Source organism: Magnetococcales bacterium, assembly GCA_015231755.1.
Taxonomy (GTDB): Bacteria; Pseudomonadota; Magnetococcia; order Magnetococcales; family Magnetaquicoccaceae; genus Magnetaquiglobus.
Map to the genome: position 1 here is coordinate 125866 of JADGAZ010000002.1, position 23602 is coordinate 149467.

Consider the following 23602-nt stretch of genomic DNA (forward strand, 5'->3'; position numbering starts at 1 on the left):
AAGAAACATGAACGCAGCGACTACCCCTCTGGTGGGGATTCTGATGGGATCCGACTCGGACTGGGAGGTGATGAAGGAGGCGGGCAAGGTGCTGCGCGACTTCGGCATTCCGTTTGAAATGAGCGTCACCTCCGCCCACCGCACCCCGGAACGCACCCACGACTACGCCCATTCCGCCTCTCAACGGGGGGTGCGGGTGTTGATCGTCGGGGCCGGAGCCGCCGCCCATCTGGCCGGGGTGGTGGCCTCCATCACCGATCTGCCGGTGATCGGCGTGCCCCTGTCGGCCACGGAACTGCAAGGCATGGACGCCCTGCTGGCCACGGTGCAGATGCCCGGAGGCATCCCGGTGGCCACCATGGCCATCGGCAAGGCCGGCGCCAAAAACGCGGCCCTGCTGGCGGCGCGAATTCTGGCCCTCTCCGATCCGGTTCTGGCGGAACGCTATCAGGCTTTCAAAAACCAAATGGCCGCCGAAGTGACCGCCAAACACGACGCCTTGCAAAACCGCTTGAAAGAAATCCATTTTTGAAAAAAAAGAGGGGGTCTAGGGGATTCATCCCCCAGGGTTTTGACTTTCAAACCTAACATTTCCAATTTGATCACATCATCAGATCGCGCCATGCTCGACGCCATCGCCGCCTTGCACCAAGGAGAGGTGATCGGTCTGCCCACCGAAACCCTGTTCGGTCTGGCAGCCGACCCTTGGCACCCGGAAGCCGTGGCCCGTTTGACCCGCCTGAAGGCCCGCCCCACAGACAAGGGCTTCATCCTGCTGGTGGCCAGACAAGAAGATCTGGCCTCCCTGGTGGAACCCCCCTCCCCGTTGGCGCGCTCCCTCATGGCCCGATTCTGGCCCGGCCCCCTGACCCTGGTGCTGCCGGCGCGTTCCGGCCTGCCCGACCCCATCACCGGAGGCAGTGGATCTGTGGCGGTGCGTCACTCGCCGGCCCCGGCGGTGCAAGAACTGCTCGCCCTGTGGCGTGGTCCCCTCATCTCCACCAGCGCCAACCGCGCCGGAGAGCCTCCCCCGGCCACCTCCCAAGAGGTGCGGGAGATCTGGCATTCCGAGGGGATGCTGGTCCTCGACGGCACCATCCGCCCCGACGCCCTCCCTTCCACCCTGCTCAAAATCACCGCAAACCGGGCCACGCTGTTGCGCCACGGCGCCATCCCGCTGGAACAACTGCGGTCCTGGATTCCCGACCTGGAGGAGGCGGTGTGATCGACCATGAACAATTCCGCCTCGCGCTGATCCATCTGGAAAAACAGCTCATCAACCATCTGCATCTGCCCGACGATCAACCACCACTGATCCGGGAGGCGGTGGCCGAATCGGTGATTCACCGCTTTGAAACCTGTTACGACGCCTTGTGGAAGGTGCTGAAACGCCATTTGCATGAAGAACTCGGCGTGCCGGACGTGCCCAACAGTCCCAAACCGATCTTGCGATTGGCCCATAAAAACGCCCTGCTCCCCTCTCCGATCGAGCAGTGGCTGCGCTACGCCGATGCCCGCACCGCCACCTCCCATGATTACAGTGATACCAAGGCCCAACACGCCCTCACCCTGACCGGGCCGTTCCTGCGGGATGCCATCCGTCTTTACCAGACCCTAAGCGGACAAACCTGGAGATGACCACCAGCACCGCACCCCGCCTGGATCTGACCCACGACCAGCGCACCTTGCTGTTGAGCCTGCTGGCGCAGCATCTGCCCGGCGTCGAGGTCTGGGCCCACGGCTCCCGGGTCCAAAACCGGACCCGTCCCCACTCCGATCTGGATTTGATCCTCTTTGCCCAGCCGGAACAATACGATGCCGTCTCCCGCCTGATCGAAGCCTGCGAGGAGAGCCAACGGCCCTTTCGCGTCGATGCTTTGATCTGGGACCACCTGCCCCCGCGCTTCCACCCGCCGATCCTGGCCCGACACGTCATCCTGCAATCCGGATCCTCTCCCACACTGAAAAATCTGTAGAACAAACCCGGAAAAAACATTGAATTCCGGGAGTCCCACATGGCACATTATCCGCATATTGGACAACAGGCGTACAGTTGATGCCAGTTTTTCAAGAACGACCGCCATCCCAGGGTATCACATGTCGATTCCGCTGCCTCCGTCACACGCCCCGCACCCCCAGGAACCCGACGAATCGGCGCTGGAACACGCCATCAGGGTCGCCGATCACGTCTGGTGGGTGGGTCATCATTTTGTCGATGATCCGTTTCAATGCCATCCCTATCTGATCGAGCACGGGGATCAATCGGTGCTGCTGGATCCCGGATCGGTGCTCACCTTTCCCACCACGTTGCGAAAAATCCAGGAGGTGGTACCCCTCTCCGCGATCCGCTACATCATCTGTCACCATCAGGATCCGGACATCACCGGCATTTTGCCCCATCTCGACACCCTGATCACCCGGGATGACGCGGTGATCCTCAGCCACTGGCGCGCCAATGCCCTGATCAAACACCTCGGACTCCAACACCTGCCCCTGGTGTGCGTGGAGGAAATGGGCTGGAAACTGGATCTGGGGGGACGGTTGCTGCAATTCGTATTCACGCCGTATCTGCACTTCAGCGGCGCGTTCTGCACCTTTGATCCGGCCACCGGCACCTTGTTTTCCAGCGATCTGTTCGGGGGACTGTCCAGGGATACCCCTTTGTTCGCCCAGGACGAACAGGCCTTCGAGGCGATCCAGTTCTTTCACGAACACTACATGCCCAGCCAGGAGATTCTGCGCCACGGCTTGGCCAACCTGGAAACCCTCCCCATCCGCCTGATCGCCCCCCAACACGGCTCCTTGATTCCGGAGCATCTGGTCTCTTTTGTCTTCGACCGTCTCAAGAATCTGGATTGTGGACTGTTTCTGCTCACCCGCACCAATTCCAACTTTCAGCGGCTGTCCAATCTCAACCGCATGCTGCGGGAGATGATGCAAACCCTGATGGTCCAACGGGACTTCAGCGCCGTATCCAACCGCATTCTGGAACTGGCCAAACCCTTGATCCCGGTGATCGGACTGGAGTTCTACGCCCAGACGGAATCCGGGGATACCCTGTATCTGGCCCCGGAAAACAACTATCGGGGCACCCTGGTGGCCGCGATCCCCGCGGAGTGTCGGGTTTTTCTGGGCATGTCGCGTCACCATTGGCAGCAGGATCATGTGGGGCCCTATCTGGTGGCCCCCTATCCCGGCAGCTCCCTCGCGCCAAGCAGAGAACCCATCGAACAGGGATTGATCCTGCCCCTGTTTTCGCCCCAGAACGACTTGGTGCAGGCCGTGGTGCTGTTCCGTCTGGCGGAAAAACTGGTGATCGATGACGAAATGGCCAATATCCTCACCCAGTTGAGCATTCCCCTGGGGGTGGCCGTGGAGCGGGAAATCATCCTGCACATCATGGACCTGGAAAAGAAAAAAGCCTACGAACGTTCCATCCGGGATCCTTTGACCGGACTGTTCACCCGCTATTACATGCAAGAGGCGATGAATCGGCTCTGTCGCATCCACGACCGGGATCCCCACGCCTCCATTGCCCTGCTGGCCTTCGACATCGACCATTTCAAATCGGTCAACGACACCTATGGTCACGCCATGGGGGATGTCACCTTGAAAAAGGTGGCCAACATTCTCATCGACAGCATTCGGAGCGTGGATGTGCCGGTGCGGCTGGGGGGAGAGGAGTTCGTGATCTTTCTCATCGGCGCCCCGGAACACGTTTGCCTCGCGGTGGCGGAACGGATCCGGATGCGGGTGTCGCAACTCACCTTCGCGCCTCCGATGCACGAACGCACCATCACCATCAGTTGCGGCATTGCCCACCGCCAGACCGACGAAGCCATCGCCCACACCATGGAACGGGCCGATCTGGCCTTGTATCAAGCCAAAACCACCGGACGCAACAAAGTGGTGGTGGATCACATCGCTGCCTTGTCATAATCGACAACAGGCCGCATCATGAACACACCCGAGGGCACCTTGTGCCGGTTGCCCCAACCTTTGACCAACACGCCCACTCCCCAGGCAACGGGATACCTCACGCCACCTCACTCCTTGGAAAAGCCCGGCCATGTTGCAAAAATTGCGCAATCTGTTCCGTTCCCAACCCGCCCCCCCACGGGCCACCGCTTCCCTGGACCAGGCCATCCCCCTTCTCAAGGAACGGCTGCAACGACAAGAACCTTTTCAGCCCCGCATCATTCAGTTGGAAACCCGCTCCCGCTGCACCGGCCACTGTTCCTTTTGTCTGGCCTCGGTGGGCCGGGATCCCCGACCGGATCTGCTGATGAGCGAGACTCTGTTCGACAAAATCCTGGGGGAACTGGTCCAATGGGAATTCGTCAATCGTTTGTCCTTGTACAACAACAACGAACCCCTCATGGACAAACGCATCACGGATTGGCTGCGCAAGGCCAGAAAGGCCCTGCCCCTGGCCTATCTGGAGCTGAAATCCAATGGCACCATCCTCTCCATGGACAAGATCATCGACCTGTTCGACGCGGGTCTGGACATGCTCTACATCAACGATTACCGGGACGCGGAAGCCTTCGCCAAAGGGGAACACCGTCCCAATGTGGCCCGCATCTTGAAAGAACTGGAAGCCAGCCGCCGCTTCAAGGGTCACTTTGAGCGCAACCATCATTTCCGACGGGTGATCGTCTCCTTGCGCAAGCAGGAAGAACACCTCAACACCCGGGCCGGCAGTTCCCCCAACCGGGATCCCCTGCCCGCGCCCTTGAACCTGCCCTGTCTGCGCCCCTTTGAACAACTGGCCATCAATCCCGCCGGACTGGTGACCCTGTGTTGCGACGATCTGCTGTTCCAGGAGCCTCTGGGGGACTTGAACCAGCAAACCCTGCCGGAAATCTGGCTTTCCAGCCCCTACGACCGGCTGCGCCTAGCCCTGCTGGAGGGCCAACGGGGCGTAAGGGTCACTTGCTCTCACTGTGATTTTCGGGGATACTCCCACGAAATGCTGGCGGAATTGGGTGTCTGACCTCAAGCATTCCCTCCCGCAACGGTAAACATAACCATGGATATACTGCTCCTCAATCCCGAATACCGCACCCGCAACAACTATCCCTGGGGCATTCTCAATGTGGCCAGCCACCTCAAACGGGTGGAAGGGTGCGACGTGCGACTGATCGACGCCTCCCTGGACGGGGCCGATGCGGCCATGCGTCAGACGCTGGCCCTGCTGCCCCGGGTGGATGTGGTGGGAGTGGGGGCGATGTCCATCGATACCCCGTGGCTGAAAACCGTGGTGGATACAATCAAGGCGGAAAAGCCCTCCTGCCATGTCGTGGTGGGGGGTCCCCATGCCATGCTCTGCCCGGAACAGACCTGCGCTTATCCCAACATCGATTCCGTGGTCTACGGCGAAGGGGAAGCGGCCACCGCCGCCTTGCTGCGGGAACTGTCCAGCGAACAGCACGATCTGGTACGGGTGCCCGGCCTCATCCATAAAAAAAACGGCGCACTGATCCGCAATCCAGCCGCGCCACCCGCCGGATTTTGCGATACCGCCTATGAACTCCTGGACGAACGCATTCAGGAGACCTTTGCCGATTACATTCAAGTGTTCGCCGGTCGCGGCTGCTCCTACAAGTGTTCTTTCTGCTTCAACTCCATCTGCGGCCTGAAAAAAGAAGAACGCCCCATGCCAGAAATCATGGAGGAGATCCGCGTCCTGAAACAGACTTACGGCATCAAGACCATCTATTTCCGGGACGAAAACTTCTTCTCCGACAAGAAACGCGTCCTGGAGATGATCCGGTTGTATCGGGAGGGGGGATTCGATTTCCGCTGGCGGGCGCTGTGCCGGGCCAACTACTTTCACAAAAACTATATCGGCGAATCCCTGTTGCGGGAAATGGCGGGAATCGGCTGCGAATGTCTCAAGTTCGGCTTTGAATCCGGTTCCGAACGGATGCTCAAGGCCATCAAGAAAGGCATCAAACTGCAAAGCATCCACACCACCATCCAGGCTTTCACCCGCGTGCCGGAAGTCTCGCTGGTGACCAACTTCCTGATCGGCATGCCCGGCGAAACCCTCGAAGACTACAAACAGACCCTGGCCATGGTGGAATGGATCTACGACGTGCTGCCCTCCGCGGAAATCGTCGGTCCCCACTACTATCGCATCTATCCGGGGGGAGAGTTGTACAATCAGATCGTCCAGATGGGCTACGCCTCCCCCGACAGTCTGGAGGGATGGGTGGCCCGTTACGAAGATCCGGACAACCGGGGTCAGGCGGAAGGATTCGCGGATTTAGGGTTGAACTATCCCTGGATCGATCCGCGGTATCTGGACATCGCCCAGAACGCCCACTACATGGCCAAACTGGCCAACAAACGCCAGTTGCTGGAATGGCCCCTCTACAAACGCATCCTGATGTGGCCGTTTTATTTCTCATCCCGCATGCGCATGCGTCATGGATGGTTCAAAGGGCTGCTGTGGGAAATCACCCTGGCCCGCAAGCTCGAAAAATTCTCCATCTGGACCCTGCTGGCGGACAATGCCCTCTACGCCCGCCTGCAAGGAGCCGGATGGTATCAAAGCCTCAAAAAAACCCGTGGATTTCGTTATATGGTCAGCCGGGTGTTTCAGTGAGGGGAGGGGAACAAAAAAACGCGCACGTCAGATCCCCTGATCGGATCATGGCGTGCGCGTTTTTTTAAATCGCGGATCCTGCCTACTCCACCGTCACACTCTTGGCCAGATTGCGGGGTTGATCCACGTCGGTCCCCTTCAGAACCGCGATGTGATAGGCCAAAAGCTGCAACGGTACCACATACAGAATCGGTGCGGCCAACATGCCGCACTCCGGCATGGAGATGACATAATCGGCCTTGAACGGGGTCTCCTCGGGACCGGTGGTGCCGGTGATCACCACCAGACGCCCCCCTCTGGCCCGCGCCTCTTCCAGATTGCTCACCAGTTTGTCGAACAACGGATCCCGCGGGGCCACGGCGACCACCGGCAGATGGGCGTCGATCAAGGCGATGGGACCATGTTTCATTTCGCCGGCAGCGTAACCTTCGGCGTGGATGTAGGAGATTTCCTTGAGCTTCAAGGCCCCTTCCAACGCAATGGGATAACAGGTGCCCCGCCCCATGAACAAAAATCCCTTGGCATTCATGAAACGACCGGCAATACGATGCAGGAAGGCATCGTGGAGCAGTACCTGTTCCAGCCGGGCCGGCAGTCGCGTCAACTCCTCGACACTCTTTTGCTCCTCCTCCCGATCCAGACGACCCTGGGCCTTGGCCAAGGCCAGCGCCAGACAGGCCAGCACCATCAGTTGCGTGGTGAAGGCCTTGGTGGAAGCCACACCGATCTCCGGACCGGCCTGGGTATAAAGCACGCCATCGGCCTCCCGGGCGATGGAGGATTCGGGCACGTTGACGATGGCCAGCACCTTTTGTCCCTGGGCCCGGCAAAACCGCAACGCCGCCAGGGTATCGGCGGTCTCACCGCTTTGGGAGATGACCACGGTCACCGCGTCCGGCAAAGACGGGGGTTCCCGATAACGGAATTCGGAGGCGATGTTGACCGTCACCGGCAGACGGGCGAGACGCTCGATCCAGTAGCCGGCCACCATTCCCGAATGATAGGAGGTGCCGCAGGCGATGATGTTGACCGCCTTCACCGCGCTCAGATCCAGTTCCCCGTCCAGGTCGTGGAGATCCACCTTCTGATCCGCCGCGTTGATCAACCCCTTGAGGGTCTCCCCCAGCACGGTGGGCTGTTCAAAAATCTCTTTTTGCATGAAGTGGCGATAGGGCCATTTGTCCGTCAGGTCGGCGCTCACATGGGACAGCTTGACCGCCCGATCCACCTGCAACCCGTTCAGATCGGTGATCCGAACCGACGTGCGGGTCAACACCGCCAGATCGTCATCGTTCAGATAGATCATGCGACGGGTGTAGGGAACCAGCGGGGTGGCGTCGGAGGCGATAAAGTTCTCCCCCTCCCCGACCCCCAGAATCAACGGACTGCCGCGACGCACCGCAATCAGCAAGTCGCAGCCCCGGATCAGGATACCCAGGGCATAAGCGCCTTGCAAACGGCGGATGGCGGCACGCACCGCATCCGCCGGCTCCAGGCCCCGGTCCAGTTCCTGATCGATCAGATAGGGAATCACCTCGGTATCGGTATCCGACGCAAACACCACCCCCTGAGCGGTCAACTCCCGGCGCAACTCCTGGTAATTTTCGATGATGCCGTTGTGCACCACGGCGGTACGGCGGGACATGTGGGGATGGGCGTTTTGTTCCGTGGGGGGGCCGTGGGTGGCCCAACGGGTATGACCGATGCCCACCAGACCGGTACGAGGGGTCTCCGCCAGCCGTGTTTCCAGATGGACCAGTTTGCCTTTGGAGCGGGTGATCTGGATCTCCCCATCCCGGCTCAAGATGGCGATACCCGCCGAATCATAGCCCCGATACTCCAGCCGCTTGAGACCTTCCACTAAAATGGGCGTGGCGTTGCGTTCACCAATGACACCGATAATGCCGCACATGGCTTCTCTCCCCTGTCGAACAATGAACAAAAAAAGAGGGGAACCCCCTCTTTTATTTTCAAGCGTCTCAAAAAAACGTATCAGGAACGGGGCTTTCTCTTTTCCGACCAGCCCATGACATGAGTCTGATGGGAACGTGAGATGGCCAGGGAATCAGCGGGCACATCCTTGGTCACCGTGGTGCCCGCGCCGATGGTGGCCCCGGTTCCCACCTGCACCGGTGCGACGAACTGCACATCCGATCCCACGAACACATGATCGCCGATCACGGTACGGTGTTTATGCACCCCATCGTAATTGCAAGTGATGGTGCCCGCGCCGACATTGACCCCGCTGCCCACCTGGGCATCGCCGATATAGCTCAGATGGTTGATCTTGGAACCCGCCCCGATGACGGACTTTTTGATCTCGCAGAAGTTGCCCACCTTGACCTTGCGGGCCAGACGGCTTCCGGGTCGCAGACGGGCATAAGGACCGATATCACAATCCGCCTCGATATCAGCCCCATCCAGATGGGAAAAAGAAAGAATCCGGCAATCCGCGCCGATCACGCTCTCCTGGATGTGACAATACGGGCCAATGGCGCACCCTGGTCCCACCACGGTTCCGGGGCCCAGCACCACATGAGGCTCGATGACCGTATCCATGCCGATGACCGCATCCGCCGCCACCCAACACGACGCCGGATCCACGAAGGTCACCCCTTGGTTCATCCAGTGGGCAATGCGCCGATCCCGGAAGGCCCGTTCCAACTCGGCGAGTTGGGCCCGGTCATTGACCCCGGAAAGGGCCAAGGCATCCTCGAACAGCAGCGCCGAAGCGCCACCCGAGGCGATGGCCATGGGCACAATATCCGGCAGATAGTATTCGTTCTGAGCGTTGTCGTTACCGAGAGCGCCGATCCAGGCGGGCAGTCGCTCCAGGGAGACACAATAAAAGCCGCTGTTGACTTCACGAATGGTCCGCTCTGGAGGCGAAGCATCCTTGTGTTCGACGATGCGCGACAGCGTTCCTGCCGCATCCCGCACCACGCGACCGTATCCGGCGGGATTGTCCAGCAGGGTGGACAGCACCGTCAACGCCACGCCCTGGCTGCGGTGATGGGTCAGCAAAGTTTCCAGAATCGGGGTGGTGATCAGGGGATGGTCGCCGTTGAGAATCAGCAACTCGCCGGTGAGGTTGTGCAGCACCGGCAGAGCGCACTGGACCGCGTGTCCCGTGCCCTTGCGTTCGTACTGCCGGACCCAGTGGATATCCGGAGCGGCCAGACTTTGTTCCACGGCCTCGGCCTGGAAACCGGTGACCACGATGATGCGTTCGGGCCTGAGCCCCCGGACAGCCTGAAGGATATGCCACAACAAGGGACGACCGGCCAGGGAATGGAGCACCTTGGGAAGACGGGAGCGCATCCGGGTTCCCTGACCAGCGGCCAAGACCAAGACAGTACAGCGGTTCATGGACACCAAGCTCCCCTGTTGTTGTCAGCCAATCATCGACAGGGGGACTAGGCCTTCTGCCTGTGGAGAAGTTCCAGACAGGCTTGAGCAAAATCGATACGGGATTGCCAATAAGCGGTGACGGACTCATCCACCCCCGCGGCAGCCATATGGTTCTGGGCCTCGGAGCGTTCGAGTTTGATGGCTGGCTCGGAGATCTGCTCCCGGGAGAGCGCCCGTTCGGTGAGGATGGTCACCTTTTCGGGCATGACATCGGCAAAACCACCCGCCACGACGAAATGCTTGGCGTCATCCCCATCGCCCACCGTGAGAATGCCGGGCTTGAGCAGGGTCACGAACGGGGCGTGACCCGCCATGACCCCGAAATATCCCTCGGCTCCCGGGGCGGTGACCAACAGGGACTCCTCGGAGAACAACAGCGCCTCCGGGGTGACGAGTTCCATTTGAATGACGATGGACATGGAATCTCCCTATTACTGCTTGGCCAAGCGACGGCCTTTCTCGATGGCGCTGTCGATATCGCCCACCATGTAGAAGGCAGCCTCGGGCAGGCTATCGTGTTTGCCTTCGATGATTTCCTTGAAGCCCCGGACCGTCTCTTTGAGGGAGACATAGACGCCCTTCTGACCGGTGAAGGCCTCGGCGACATGGAAGGACTGGGAGAGGAAGCGCTGAATCTTGCGCGCCCGGAAAACCGTGAGCTTGTCTTCCTCGGAGAGTTCGTCCATGCCCAGGATGGCGATGATGTCCTGGAGGGATTTATAGGTTTGCAGCACGCGTTGGACTTCACGGGCGACGGTGTAGTGTTCCAGTCCCACCACTTGGGGATCGAGCATCCGGGAGGTGGAGTCCAGGGGATCCACCGCCGGATAGATGCCGATTTCGGCGATCTGACGGGAGAGCACGGTGGTGGCGTCCAGATGGGAGAACGCGGTGGCCGGAGCCGGGTCGGTCAAGTCGTCCGCCGGCACGTAGATGGCCTGCACCGAGGTGATGGACCCGCTGGTGGTGGAGGTGATCCGCTCCTGCAAGGCCCCCATGTCGGTGGCCAGGGTGGGCTGATAACCCACGGCGGAGGGGATGCGACCCAACAGGGCCGACACTTCGGAACCCGCCTGGGTGAAACGGAAAATGTTGTCGATGAACAACAACACGTCCTGTTTGGCCACGTCGCGGAAATACTCGGCCACGGTCAATCCGGTGAGGGCGACGCGGGCACGGGCTCCGGGGGGCTCGTTCATCTGGCCGTAGACCAACGCGGCTTTGGAATTCTTGTAATCGTGGGGATCGATCACCTTGGAGGCGATCATTTCGTGGTAGAGGTCGTTGCCCTCGCGGGTCCGCTCACCCACCCCGGCGAAGACCGAATACCCACCATGTCCCATGGCCACGTTGTTGATCAATTCCATGATCAACACGGTCTTGCCCACGCCGGCACCGCCGAAGAGGCCGATCTTGCCACCCTTGGCATAGGGGGCGAGGAGATCCACCACCTTGATGCCGGTTTCGAGGATTTCGGACTCGGTAGACTGTTCGGCAAACGTGGGAGCCGAGCGGTGCATGGAAAAGGTCTGTCCGGTATTGATCGGGCCGAGTTGATCCTGGGGATCACCCACCACGTTCATGATGCGGCCCAAGGTGGCCTCGCCGACCGGAACCTGGATCGGGGCACCGGTGTCCACAACCTCTTGACCGCGCACCATACCATCGGTGGAGTGCATGGAGATGGTCCGAACCGTATTTTCGCCCAGATGCTGGGAGACTTCCAACACCAGACGACCTTCCTTCTCCCGCTCCATGTGCAGGGCGTTGAGAATGGCTGGAAGTTCGCCGTCGAAGCGGACATCCACCACTGGCCCGACCACCTGAATCACCCGTCCTACATTTTTGCTCATTGATCGCTCCGTCTTGCGCTTGAATGGATCGCCGTGCCCGCGCCGTCCGTCGCGGTCGCGGTGGGAGTATGCTGGATAATCATCCCTTCAAAGATTCAGACCCGCCGATGATTTCCATCAGTTCGGTGGTGATGGCGGCCTGGCGCGTTCTGTTGTATTTGATACTGAGTTTTTTCAACATTTCTCCGGCGTTACGCACGGCATTGTCCATGGCGGTCATGCGGGCGGCGTGTTCGGCGGCATTGGATTCAGCCAACGCCTGAAACACCTGCACCGCGATGTTCCGGGGCAGCAGGGCGGCCAGGACGGTCTCCTCGTCGGGCTCGAAGAGGGGACTTGCCACCGCATCCCCCGTATCGGAGGTATCCACGGAATCCACCGGGGCCGGGATGAGCTGCCGCCAGGTGAGTTCCTGAGTCATGGCCGACTTGAAGGCATTGTAAAGCAAATGACACTCGTCGAACAAACCGGCCTCGAAATCCGAAAGCAGCTTGTTGGCCACGATCCGTTCCGCAGACTCGAAGGTGAGCTGACGGGTCAACCCCACATGGACATCCCGGGTCATGGCGCCGTATTGACGCTTCAAGACATCGTGGGCCTTGCGACCGACAAAGGTCAAGGAGACGGTATGTCCCTGCTGGGTCAGTTGAGCAATCCGGGCCCGTGTGGCCCGGATGATGCCGCTGTTGAAGCTGCCGCACAATCCCCGATCCGCCGTATAGACCACCAACTGGATCTTTCTCGGTCCTTCCGGAGGACGGGCGAGGAGCGGTGGAGCGTTTTCCGCCGGGATCAAGGTTGCCAGCCCCTGGATCATGGCACGGATACGGATGCTGTAGGGTCGGGTGGCCAGAGCGCGTTCCTGGGAACGGCGCAGCTTGGCAGCCGAGACCATTTTCATGGCCTTGGTGATCTGCCGGGTATTGTTGACCGACCGAATCCGGTTGCGGAGACTCTTGAGATTGGCCATGCGCCCGCCCCTTTATCGTGTCAGACCTGCGCCCGTTCCACGAACCCGGCAATGCAGCGGGTCAGGACCGAGGTCAGGTTCTCTTCCATCTCCTTGGAGAGTTTTTCCTCCTTTTTGATGGTTTCCAGGATGGCCTTCTGCTGGTTACGCATGTGATCCAGGATGGCCTGTTCCGCCTCCGTGATCTTTTTGACTTCGACCGCGTCCAGCAAACCACGGGTACCGGCGAACAGCACCACCGCCTGCTCTTCCATGGAGAGAGGCTGATACTGGGCTTGTTTCAGCAGTTCCATGAGCCGCTCGCCCCGGTGCAGCAACTTCTGGGTGGAGGCGTCCAGGTCCGAGCCGAACTGGGCGAAAGCCGCCATTTCCCGGTACTGGGCCAGATCGAGACGCAAGGAACCGGCCACCTGTTTGGTGGCTTTCACCTGGGCCGAACCACCCACCCGGGAGACCGACAGACCCACGGAGATGGCGGGACGCATGCCGGAGTAGAAGAGTTCCGATTCCAAAAAGATCTGGCCATCGGTGATGGAGATCACGTTGGTCGGGATGTAGGCCGACACGTCACCGCCCTGGGTTTCGATGATGGGCAGGGCCGTGAGCGAACCGGCGCCATTGGCATCATTGAATTTGCAGGCCCGTTCCAGCAAACGCGAATGGATGTAGAACACGTCGCCCGGATAGGCCTCGCGTCCCGGAGGACGGCGCAGGATCAAGGACATCTGACGATAGGCCACCGCCTGTTTGGACAGATCGTCGTAAACGATCAGGGCGTGCATGCCGTTGTCGCGGAAATATTCACCCATGGCGCACCCGGAATAGGGGGCGAGGAACTGCATGGGCGCCGGATCCGAAGCGGTGGCCGCCACCACGATGGTATAGGCCAGGGCGCCGTGTTTTTCCAAGGTTTTGACCACCTTGGCCACGGTGGAACGCTTCTGGCCGATGGCCACGTAGACGCAATAGACCGGTTTGTCGGTCTGATGGGTGCGCTGCTGATTGATGATGGCGTCGATGGCCACGGCGGTTTTGCCGGTCTGACGGTCGCCGATGATCAATTCCCGCTGTCCCCGTCCGATGGGCACCAGGGCGTCGAGGGCCTTCAAGCCAGTGTAGAGGGGTTCGTGAACCGATTTCCGGGGAATGATACCCGGCGCCACCACCTCGACCAGGGAACGATGGGGGGTATTGATGGCACCCTTGCCGTCGATGGGCACTCCCAGAGCATCGACCACGCGACCCAGCAACGCCTTGCCCACGGGCACGTCCACGATTCGCTGGGTACGCTTGACCGTGCTGCCTTCCTTGATGTTGCGGTCGTCGCCAAAGATCACGACACCGACATTGTCCTCTTCCAGATTGAGGGCCATGCCTTGCGTGCCATCCTGGAAGACGACCATCTCGCTGGCCATGACTTTGTCGAGTCCGTGGACACGGGCAATACCGTCTCCCACAGCGATCACCTGTCCCACCTCGGAGACCTCGGCCTCAATGCCGTAGTTGGCGATCTGTTTTTTCAGGATTCCACTGATTTCGGCGACGCTGATCTGCATCGGCTGTTATCCTCTCAATTGTGCTTTTAGCCGGTTCAAATGGTTGCGTACGGAGTAATCCATCATCAGGCTTCCGATTCGCACTACGATGCCGCCAAGAAGATCGGGATCCACTCGGCTCTCCAAACGGACCTTTTTGCCCGTCAATCTGGAAAGCGTGGTTTGCAGATCCTTGGCTTGGTGGGTGTCCAGGGGCGTGGCCGACTGGAGTTCGACGGTGATGCGTCCGCCACGGGCTTCCATTTCCTGATGATACGCGTCGGCAATGGAATCAACAATGTCCATCCGCCGTTTGTCCACGAGCAGCTTCAGAAAATTGCCCAGGATGCGGACCGGGGCCGCATGGGTGATGAAGGCATCCAGAGCGGCATGCTTGTGTGACGCGGATGCCGTCGGACTGGTGAGAAGAAGACGCAAGTCGGGAGTGGCGTTCAAAGTCTGCACAAAGTGTGCGAGACTCTCGCCTACGGTTTCCAATTGTTTTTCTTCGGAAGCCAGAGCCGCCAAAGCGGTTGCGTATCTTTTGGTCAAGGCAGAATTCAACACGTTGGTTCCTCAAACTATTGAATATTTTGGTTGGAAAAATCGTATTGCCTCGAATGCAGGATTGAATACCATACCTTGGCGAGCGGTTCAACGGTTTCCGATGGATCGAATGTCGATTTCGCACATGCAGCAAAAAATTCGTCTGCCGTGGCGCCAAAATGGCCTTCCGGTGTACTCTAGTAGCCCTGTTGCCCAAAGTCACCTTATGAGCTTGGCCCACTCTTTGGAGCCGGAATACGATTATGATGCACATCCCGATTTTGTTGTTCGTGATTCTGCCCTTTGTCGAGATCTGGCTGCTGATCTGGGTGGGCCATACCATCGGCGGCGGTCTGGTTTTTGTGTCGATTCTGGCCTCTGCCCTGCTGGGGGTGCAAATGATGCGCCACGCCGGCACCAGCACCCTGGCGTCTGCCCGGGAACACCTGATCCGGGGAGAGATCCCCGGCGAGGCGCTCCTGGATGGAGCCATGCGTCTGCTGGGGGGGGTGCTGCTGATCTTTCCCGGCTATTTAACCGACCTGATCGCCATGCCCCTGATTCTGCCTGTCACCCGCGCCGGGTTGCGCCGCTGGATTCTGTCGCTGCTGGAACGCCGCTTTTACGCCCCCCCGACCCATCCGGACCCGGCATCCGTGATCATCGAGGGGGAGGTGCTGTCCCATTCGGAGCCATCCCCGCGCCCGACGGACACACATCATTCTTCATAACGGACGCACCGGCAACACCCCACGGCACGTGGGTTACCCTCTTTAACCCCCGCAGAAGCAACGGAAATCCAATCCATGGCGTCAAACCCAAAAAGAGTCTGGTGTGCGGTATCGGGGCACGGGTTTGGACACTGGGCGCAATTGGGACCGGTGATCAAGGCGCTCCTGGACCAAAAAGCCGATCTGACGATTCATGTCACCGGGGGCGTGCCCAGTCGCCTGATCGCCAACACCCTCCAGCACCCCTTCACCCACGATCCCCGCAACCGGGATGTGGGGCTGGTTCAGCCCGATCCGCTGCGGGTCGACCTCAACGGCACCACCCATGCCCTCCACGCCCTCCACCACCCGTGGTCCCGGCGCGTGGCCGAAGAACAACAACTCATGAAAGCATGGCGACCGGACCTGATCCTGGGCAATATCCCCTATCTGCCCATGGAGGCGGGAAACCGTCTGGGAATCCCCACCGTAGCCCTCACCTCCCTCACCTGGGATCAGGTGCTGATAGCCTACTATCCCCCGGACGATCCGCAAGCCGCCGACTGGATTGGCACCATGCAAGCCGCCTACCGGCGCACCACCCTGGCCCTGCGCATCACCCCGCCCTTGCCGGTTCACCCGTTTGCCGAAACCCTCACCATCCCCCCCATCACCACGCTAGGCACCCGCCGCCCCGTGGCGCTGCGGGAAGCCCTGGGGATCGACCCTGGGGACTCCCGACCTCTGGTGCTGGTCACTCTGGGTGGCATTCCGGCAGACAGTCTGCCCATCGCCGCCCTGACCATCCAGGCAGATTATCACTGGCTGGTGGACCAACCCCTCGCTCCGGACGCCGCCCCCCATCTCCACGCCTTGCAGCGGGTGGAAAGCTGGCCTTTCGCCGATCTGACCGCCTCGGTGGAGGCCATTGTCAGCAAACCCGGCTATGGCATGGCCATCTCGGCCACGGCCAATCGCGTGCCGTTTTTGTATGTGCGCCGGGGCACCTTTCCCGACGAACGCCCCATCGCCCAGTGGTGCGCCCGGCATGGCCGCGCCGCGGAAATCACTCCGGAAGCCTTCCGATCCGGCGCGTTCACCGCCCAACTCGCCACCCTGCTCCAACACCCGGCCCCCCCGGCCCCCGAGGTCAACGGGGCGACGGTCGCGGCGGAGTTGCTGGAGAAACGGTTTCTCGGATAACCCGCATCTCAATCCCCCTCCGAATCCGGAACATTCTCATCGATGATGAAATCGATGGTCTCACGGATCGCCGTGGTGGTGTTGCGGAACTTGAGTCGCTTGAACGCCTTGATCCCCAACTCCCGCACCACCTCGGCCAACAGGGCGTTCAGAAAACTGTGGGGCGCGGACTCTACGTCGGCAAAATCAAAAATGACCACCTTGCCCTCGCGGGTCGCGGGCAAAAGTCGCCGGTTGCGGAATTGAATGGCCTCCTGCTTGTCTTCGGCGTACCGCCCGAAATAGTTGCTGAACTGGATAGGGTACTCATTGGAGACGCCATTGACCGGTCCATTGCCGCCTTCTTTCGCCGCCGCTTCCCGGAATTCACTCATCATGCGTTGCAGGCTCAGATTTTCCGAAAAATGACCCAACCGCAGCAGAATCAGCACAACCGTACCCGGCCAGAAAAATCCCAGCGTGCGTTTCGTCACATCCATGGGCGAAACGTGAACCAATCCATTCCCGGATAACAAATACATATCCGCATGCAACTTGCGGATGATATTGCTGGAAATGAACAGACCCACTCCCGCATTGTTCTTGGCATCATAGGGACGATTCATCCCGAATGTGCCAGACACTTGAGGCTTCAACGCATATTCAATGGCGCTGGCATGATCCTCGAATGCGGGATAGGTCTGCTCCAGATGTTTCTTGATTCCGATCCCGAGATCGGCAATGACACAATGCAATTCATTGCGATCCTTGTACCAGGTCAACTGGACGATGGAAGGAATGGTACGCACCCTGTGACCGGTTCGATTGGCAAGGCTGAAGGGTCCATGCTCAATAGTATTGTACAACAATTCCGAAACAATGTATCTTAGAGTGTTCTCATATTCAATATTGAAACCTTTCAAATAACTTCCGATGCTGGACATGGCCAGAAGAAAATCTCTCTGATTGCGAATAGCGATCAAAGGTTTGAATGGATCCCCTCTGAAATTCTCATTTTCATTATACAAGACTTGCGACCACCCGCGCGCGCCCATGAGTGACCACATATGTCCAGGCGTCCCTTTGATGAATTGGGATTGGATGGTCAGCTTCTTTCCAAGCAGTTTCTGTTTCCAGATGTAGGGCACAAGCAGGGCAAGCGACTGATAATTCGCTTTGCGACAGGTATCCAGATCAACCACCAACTCGTGGTCCGGAAATTCCCACACAAAGCGACTCAGGACCGCATCAAAATCGACAATTCCTTGATTCCTGAACGAAAAATATTCAGGAAGTTTCAAGATCTGCATTCTTTATCCCGCGCTTGGCGATTGCCTGTCATAGACAATCGCCAAACGGCCTCCTCATGATTCAATCCTCGATGATATCCCCGCGCATCGCATCCTTGTGCGCCACGGGCAACACCCCTTCGTCGCCGTCATCTGGATTGTAAAACGCCCGCACCGAGCCGACCCGGCCCATGGAGTTGAACAGCGAATTCCACCCCTTCACATACATGGGACACTCGTCATTGAAACAAACGAACATGAAATCACTGACAAATCCCATTCCGTCCCCACAGAAATTATGTCCGGCGGCAGCCCATTTCCGCATGGCCACACCACAATGGGGACAGTCGTACTGGGTGGCTCCAATCACCTTGCTCATACCAATTTCTCCTCGATCCAGGCCGTAGCCACGGCCAATGCCTCATTGAGCGCCTCGGGACGGGTACCGCCCCCCATCGCCATATCCGGACGGCCTCCTCCCTTGCCACCCACCACAGGAGCCACGGCCTGCATCCACTCTCCGGCCTTGCAACGCCCCGTCATATCCTTGGTGACCCCGGCCAACAAGCTCACCTTGCCCTCTTCGGGCAGTCCCAGAAAAATCGCGCCGGAACCAAGCTTATCCCGGATCCGATCCGCCAGATCCCGCAACCCCTTGGCATCCACCCCGGAAACCCCGGCCACCAAGTAGCGCAGGCCACCCTTTTCTCGGACACGACCCAGCAACTCGTCCACCGTGGAACCGGCCAGGGCGGATTTGGATTTCTCCAGTTCCCGCTCCAACTCGGCGCGTCGGGTCAGGAGTTTCTCCACACCCGCCAGCGCCTCGGCAGGGGGCAGTTTCAACAAGCCCGCCACCCGTTGCAACAGCCGGGCATCCGTCAGAAAGCTCTGTCTGGCCCGCTCGCCGCACACCGCCTCCAAACGTCGCACCCCCGCCGCCACCGCCGCCTCGGAGACGATGCGCATCAGGCCGATATCCCCGGTGCGGGCCACATGGGTGCCGCCACACAACTCCAACGACGGCCCCAGCCGCACCACCCGCACCCGATCCCCGTATTTTTCGCCGAACAGGGCCATGGCTCCGGCGCGGATCGCCTCATCCGGGGTCATCACCTCCGTGATCTGGGCCGCATTGTCCAGAATCGCCCCGTTCACCAGGGATTCGACCCGTTCCAGCTCTTCGGGGGTCACCGCCTGATAGTGGGAGAAGTCGAAACGCAACCGCTCCGGTCCCACCTGGGATCCGGCCTGTTTCACATGCTCGCCCAGCACCTGCTTGAGGGCCCAGTGCAGCAGATGGGTGGCGGAGTGGTGCCAACGCACCGCGCGCCGCCGGGTTGCGTCCACGGTCAAAGTGACCGCATCCCCCACCGCCAAGGTGCCCGAGGCCACCCGCACCTGATGCACGATCAGATCCGCCACAGGCCGACGGGTATCCGTCACCTCGCAACGGGTCTCCCCGGCCACGATCCAGCCCGCATCCCCCACCTGTCCCCCGGATTCGCCATAAAAGGGGGTCTGATCACACACCACTCCCCCCTCCTCGCCAGCATTCAGGGACAACACCAATCCCCGCCCGCTCACCAGCGCCCGCACCCGGGCCGTGGCGCTCTCGTCCCCGTAACCCACGAAGGAGACCGCTCCCCCATCGGCCAGAATTTCGTGATAAACCGCCGCGATCCCCTCATCCCCGGAGCCGGACCAAGCGGCCCGGGCCATGGCCTTCTGACGGGCCATGCGTTGCTCGAACCCTTCCATGTCCAGTTCGATGCCCCGATCCCGCAGAATGTCGGCGGTCAGATCCACCGGGAAGCCGTAGGTGTCGTAGAGGGTGAACACCACCTCCCCATCCAGACGATCCCCGGCCTTGAGGGTGGCGGTGGCCCCATCCAGGAGCTTCATGCCGGAACCCAGGGTGGTGACGAAACGACGCTCCTCGTTTTCCACCACCGTGCTGATCGCCTGTTGCTGGGCGACCAGTTCCGGGTAGACCCGACCCATCTTGTCCACCAGGGTCGGCACCAGACGAAACAGAAACGGCTCCTCCGTGCCCAACAGCCGACCATGACGCATGGCCCGACGCATGATGCGCCGCAGCACATACCCCCGTCCCTCGTTGGAGGGCAACACCCCGTCGGCGATCAGAAAACCCACCGCCCGGATGTGATCGGCGATCACCTGCAACGAGATGGTCTCCCGGGACATCCCTCCCCCGCTGTCCGTGGCACGGGTCACATCCGGCTGTCCGGTCCAACGGGCCGCCGCCTGCATCAAAGGCTGGAACAGATCCGAATCGTAGTTGTTGGTGCGTCCCTGCAACACCACGGCGAGCCGTTCCAGACCCGCTCCGGTATCGATGCAGGGTCTGGGCAAGGGGGTCAGGGTGCCGTCGGCGCTGCGGTCGTATTGCATGAAGACCAGATTCCAGATCTCCACGAAGCGGTCCCCGTCCTGATCCGGGGTGCCGGGGGGGCCACCGGGAATGGCGGGTCCGTGATCATAGAAGATTTCGGAACAGGGACCGCAGGGACCAGTCGGACCCATGGACCAAAAATTGTCGCTGGTGGCGATACGGATGATCCGCTCCGCGGGCAGTCCGAGGGTGTTGTGCCAGATGTCGTAGGCTTCCTGATCTTCGGCGTAGACCGTCACCAGCAGCCGATCGAGGGGCAGACCCAGTTCACGGGTCACGAACTCCCAGGCCAGAGGGATGGCCTGCTCCTTGAAATAATCCCCGAAGGAGAAATTTCCCAGCATCTCGAAAAAGGTGTGATGGCGCGCGGTGCGACCCACGTTTTCCAGATCGTTGTGTTTGCCCCCGGCGCGCACGCATTTTTGCACACTCACCGCTCTGGGATTGACACGACGCTCCCGACCGAGAAACACCCCCTTGAACTGGTTCATGCCCGCGTTGGTGAACAGCAGGGTGGGATCGTTGTCGGGCACCAGACTGGAGGAGGTTACCGCCTCATGTCCCTTGCTTTGGAAAAACGACACAAAACGGTCGCGAATGTCATCAGCCGTCATGATCACCTCGATGCGGCCCGCGCCGTCCATGCGGAGCGGGCTTGATAAAAGATATCCTGAAAATCAATGAATGCCTCCATCCAGGGCAGCCTGGATCACCTCCGGATCAAATCCCCGCCGCGCCAGAAACGCATAACGTCTGCGGCGTTCCCGAAAATCCGACGGTTCCCATACACCCTCCGCGCCATAGTGGCGACGCAACGCCTCTTTGGCCCGCGATACCGAATCCGATTCCTCTCCGGCCTCCCGCAACGCCTGGGTGACAAGCGCCGCGTCCAGACCCAAAGAGCGCAATTCGGCCCGGATCCGCCCTTCTCCCCATCCCCGTTCCAGCCGCACCCGCACCCGGGAGGCGGCGAAGGCCGAATCGTTCAGATAACCCAACTCCCGACAGCGGGCCAACACGCCGTTTATCTGCGCTTCGGTGGCGCCCTGACTTTTCAGTCGCCAAGCCAACTCCTGCTCTCCATAGCTGCGCCGGGCCAGCCAGCGGAGCGCCTGGGCATAACAGGTTTCAGCCGTCATGCCTTCCGCGGTCTCCATCACCGCCGCATGCCCCGCAGACCGTACACATAGGCCAGCACCTCGGCCACGGCCTTGAACAGCTCATGGGGAATCGCCCGATCCAGATCCACATCCTTGAACAAGGTACGCGCCAATGGTGGATTCTCGACAATCGGCACCCGATTGCCCCGGGCGGTTTCCCGGATCCGTTCGGCCACCCGCCCCCGACCTTTGGCGATCAGCTTGGGAGCGGCCATCTTGCCCTGCTGATACAGCAAGGCCACCGCCACATGGGTCGGGTTGGTGATCACCACATCCGCCTTGGGCACTTCGGCCATCATGCGTCGCTGGGCCATCTCCCGCTGGATCTGGCGAATGCGGCTTTTGACCAGCGGATCGCCTTCCATCTGTTTGAGCTCATCCTTGACCTCCTGCTTGGTCATGCGCAAGGCTTTGGTATGCTCGAACTTCTGGTAGATGTAATCGAACAGCGCAAAGGCCAAAAAAGCCAGAGTCACTTTCCACAACACAGCCAGGGAGTCTTTTCCCAAGGCCATGGTCACCTGCTCGATGGAGGTGGCCGTCCAGCCCATAATCTCCGGCAGACTCCCGCTGATGGACTGGTAGACCACCAGGGAAATGATGGACATCTTGAGGACGGACTTGAACAGATCCACCAAAGAACGGGTGGAAAACAAACGCTTGAGTCCGGTCCAGGGATTGAGCTTGGAAAATTTTGGGGTCAGGGGTTCCAGGCTGAACAAAAATCCGTGCTGAACCACCGAACCGAAAAACGCCATCGCAACAAAGACCAACAAGAACGGCGCCATATCCACAAGCATACTCAGCAAGACCCCGTCCATCAACACCGCGACCCCCTGTTCGGTCAAGTCGTCGCTGATGGCTCCGCCCAGAAAAAACCGCATTTTCTCCTGAAGGGCATTCCAGAACGCCCCGCCGTGAAAATAAAAGACCCCCGTGGCCCCGAGCAGCAACAAAGCGGTGCCCACTTCCCGGGAGTTGGCCACCTGTCCCTTGTTGCGGGCATCCCCCAGCCGCTTGCCCGTGGGGTCTTCGGTCTTGGAATCGTTGTCGGCGTCTTCGGCCATGACGCGGCGTCTCCCTCGAACGCGGCCCAACCATTAAGAGAAACCTTTCATCCTTTCGACACGGTTGCTGCCCTTAAAATAACCAGCAGACCCGTGTCCAGCGGATTATTGTAACTCCTTTGCCGCATTATCGAAAGGGCAGCCGTCCAGCCATCTTGCAAAACCCGATCCCCGGCACCCCGGCTGATCACATCCAGCGCAACGGTACCGCGAATCGGGTCAGCCCCCGTGACGTGATCCGGTTTTGATCAGCGCCCGTAATGGCCTGTGAGTCTGGCATGGGCCAACGAGTTGGCATTCACCAGATAGCCCACCAGGGAGGCGGTGGCTCCCGACGGGACCTCCAACTTTTCGACCTTGAGGGCATGCAGGGTGAAATGATACGGGTGTTGGCCATGTCCCACCGGAGGACAGGGACCGCCCCAACCCGGCGCTCCGAAGTCGGTTCCACTCTGTTTGGCGCCCGGAACCATGGCGGAGCCATCCCCCTTGCCCGCACCCTGGGGCAAGGCCGTCACCGAGGCCGGCAGGTCATACACCACCCAATGCCACCATCCGGCCCCGCCCGTGGGGGCGTTCGGATCATGGACCAGCAGGGCGAAACTTTTGGTCTCCGGAGGTGCGCCCTTCCAGGCCAAAGCCGGGGAGATGTTCCCGCCGTCGCAGCCAAATCCCTTGAAAATAAACTTCTGGTCAAAAGTCCCCCCGTCTGGCAGGTCGGCGCTGGTCAATTCCATGGCTCCGGCCCCGCCGACCATTCCCCACACCAGACCCGACACCATCCACCCCATCCACCACTTTTTCATGCCGCTCTCCTTGGTTTTCGATTCCTGACGATTCGGTCACCCAG

At 60.1% G+C, this 23602-nt stretch carries 22 protein-coding genes; 9 read left to right on the plus strand and 13 right to left on the minus strand.

The window, feature by feature from the left end:
- The first annotated feature begins 7 nt into the window (after positions 1-7).
- The 7 genes from purE to HQL98_01975 all read left to right on the plus strand — a co-directional run bounded on the left by purE (position 8) and on the right by HQL98_01975 (position 6613).
- Entirely contained in the window at positions 8-532 is a 525-nt protein-coding gene (gene purE / locus HQL98_01945) for a 5-(carboxyamino)imidazole ribonucleotide mutase (protein MBF0270824.1), read from the plus strand.
- A gap of 90 nt (positions 533-622) precedes the next feature.
- Positions 623-1225 (plus strand): threonylcarbamoyl-AMP synthase, encoded by a 603-nt coding sequence (locus tag HQL98_01950; GenBank protein MBF0270825.1) that lies wholly within the window; start codon positions 623-625, stop codon positions 1223-1225.
- Positions 1222-1638, plus strand: a complete 417-nt coding sequence (locus HQL98_01955; GenBank protein ID MBF0270826.1) for a nucleotidyltransferase substrate binding protein — start codon at positions 1222-1224, stop codon at positions 1636-1638. The genes HQL98_01950 and HQL98_01955 overlap by 4 nt, the downstream gene beginning before the upstream one ends.
- Entirely contained in the window at positions 1635-1976 is a 342-nt protein-coding gene (locus HQL98_01960; protein MBF0270827.1) for a nucleotidyltransferase domain-containing protein, read from the plus strand. The genes HQL98_01955 and HQL98_01960 overlap by 4 nt, the downstream gene beginning before the upstream one ends.
- Before the next feature lie 121 nt (positions 1977-2097).
- On the plus strand, positions 2098-3939 hold the full coding sequence (locus tag HQL98_01965; GenBank protein ID MBF0270828.1) for a diguanylate cyclase: 1842 nt from the start codon (positions 2098-2100) through the stop codon (positions 3937-3939).
- Between the two features lie 130 nt (positions 3940-4069).
- Complete coding sequence (locus HQL98_01970; protein MBF0270829.1) at positions 4070-4996, plus strand: SPASM domain-containing protein; 927 nt, start codon at positions 4070-4072, stop codon at positions 4994-4996.
- Positions 4997-5032: 36 nt separating this feature from the next.
- Entirely contained in the window at positions 5033-6613 is a 1581-nt protein-coding gene (locus HQL98_01975; protein ID MBF0270830.1) for a B12-binding domain-containing radical SAM protein, read from the plus strand.
- Between the two features lie 82 nt (positions 6614-6695).
- Here the strand turns inward: HQL98_01975 and glmS are convergent, their stop codons facing one another.
- The 7 genes from glmS to atpH form a co-directional block, all read right to left on the minus strand.
- A complete protein-coding gene (glmS, locus tag HQL98_01980) occupies positions 6696-8525 on the minus strand; it encodes a glutamine--fructose-6-phosphate transaminase (isomerizing) (GenBank protein ID MBF0270831.1) in 1830 nt (609 codons plus the stop codon).
- An 80-nt stretch (positions 8526-8605) separates the two neighbouring features.
- Positions 8606-9982 carry a bifunctional UDP-N-acetylglucosamine diphosphorylase/glucosamine-1-phosphate N-acetyltransferase GlmU gene (gene glmU / locus HQL98_01985; protein ID MBF0270832.1) on the minus strand — a complete coding sequence of 459 codons (1377 nt, stop codon included), beginning with the start codon at positions 9980-9982 and terminating at the stop codon, positions 8606-8608.
- Between the two features lie 47 nt (positions 9983-10029).
- Positions 10030-10443, minus strand: a complete 414-nt coding sequence (atpC, locus tag HQL98_01990) for an ATP synthase F1 subunit epsilon (protein MBF0270833.1) — start codon at positions 10441-10443, stop codon at positions 10030-10032.
- A 12-nt stretch (positions 10444-10455) separates the two neighbouring features.
- Positions 10456-11877, minus strand: a complete 1422-nt coding sequence (gene atpD / locus HQL98_01995) for a F0F1 ATP synthase subunit beta (GenBank protein ID MBF0270834.1) — start codon at positions 11875-11877, stop codon at positions 10456-10458.
- Between the two features lie 79 nt (positions 11878-11956).
- On the minus strand, positions 11957-12847 hold the full coding sequence (locus HQL98_02000; GenBank protein MBF0270835.1) for a F0F1 ATP synthase subunit gamma: 891 nt from the start codon (positions 12845-12847) through the stop codon (positions 11957-11959).
- Between the two features lie 20 nt (positions 12848-12867).
- Positions 12868-14403, minus strand: a complete 1536-nt coding sequence (locus HQL98_02005) for a F0F1 ATP synthase subunit alpha (protein MBF0270836.1) — start codon at positions 14401-14403, stop codon at positions 12868-12870.
- Positions 14404-14409: 6 nt separating this feature from the next.
- Positions 14410-14949 (minus strand): ATP synthase F1 subunit delta, encoded by a 540-nt coding sequence (gene atpH / locus HQL98_02010; GenBank protein MBF0270837.1) that lies wholly within the window; start codon positions 14947-14949, stop codon positions 14410-14412.
- A gap of 242 nt (positions 14950-15191) precedes the next feature.
- On the opposite strand from atpH, the gene HQL98_02015 reads away from it, so the two are divergent.
- Entirely contained in the window at positions 15192-15659 is a 468-nt protein-coding gene (locus HQL98_02015; GenBank protein ID MBF0270838.1) for an FxsA family protein, read from the plus strand.
- Positions 15660-15734: 75 nt separating this feature from the next.
- Positions 15735-16841: a hypothetical protein gene (locus HQL98_02020; protein MBF0270839.1), complete on the plus strand. Its 1107-nt coding sequence runs from the start codon at positions 15735-15737 to the stop codon at positions 16839-16841.
- Between the two features lie 8 nt (positions 16842-16849).
- Here the strand turns inward: HQL98_02020 and HQL98_02025 are convergent, their stop codons facing one another.
- The 6 genes from HQL98_02025 to HQL98_02050 form a co-directional block, all read right to left on the minus strand.
- A complete protein-coding gene (locus HQL98_02025) occupies positions 16850-18130 on the minus strand; it encodes a DUF4325 domain-containing protein (protein ID MBF0270840.1) in 1281 nt (426 codons plus the stop codon).
- Positions 18131-18191: 61 nt separating this feature from the next.
- Positions 18192-18488, minus strand: a complete 297-nt coding sequence (locus tag HQL98_02030; protein MBF0270841.1) for a hypothetical protein — start codon at positions 18486-18488, stop codon at positions 18192-18194.
- Positions 18485-21139: an alanine--tRNA ligase gene (gene alaS / locus HQL98_02035; protein MBF0270842.1), complete on the minus strand. Its 2655-nt coding sequence runs from the start codon at positions 21137-21139 to the stop codon at positions 18485-18487. Before alaS ends, HQL98_02030 begins: the two co-directional genes overlap by 4 nt.
- A 63-nt stretch (positions 21140-21202) precedes the next feature.
- Positions 21203-21664 (minus strand): regulatory protein RecX, encoded by a 462-nt coding sequence (locus HQL98_02040; GenBank protein MBF0270843.1) that lies wholly within the window; start codon positions 21662-21664, stop codon positions 21203-21205.
- Between the two features lie 17 nt (positions 21665-21681).
- On the minus strand, positions 21682-22752 hold the full coding sequence (gene flhB, locus HQL98_02045; GenBank protein ID MBF0270844.1) for a flagellar biosynthesis protein FlhB: 1071 nt from the start codon (positions 22750-22752) through the stop codon (positions 21682-21684).
- Between the two features lie 248 nt (positions 22753-23000).
- Positions 23001-23543 (minus strand): YbhB/YbcL family Raf kinase inhibitor-like protein, encoded by a 543-nt coding sequence (locus HQL98_02050; protein ID MBF0270845.1) that lies wholly within the window; start codon positions 23541-23543, stop codon positions 23001-23003.
- Positions 23544-23602: the final 59 nt, after the last annotated feature.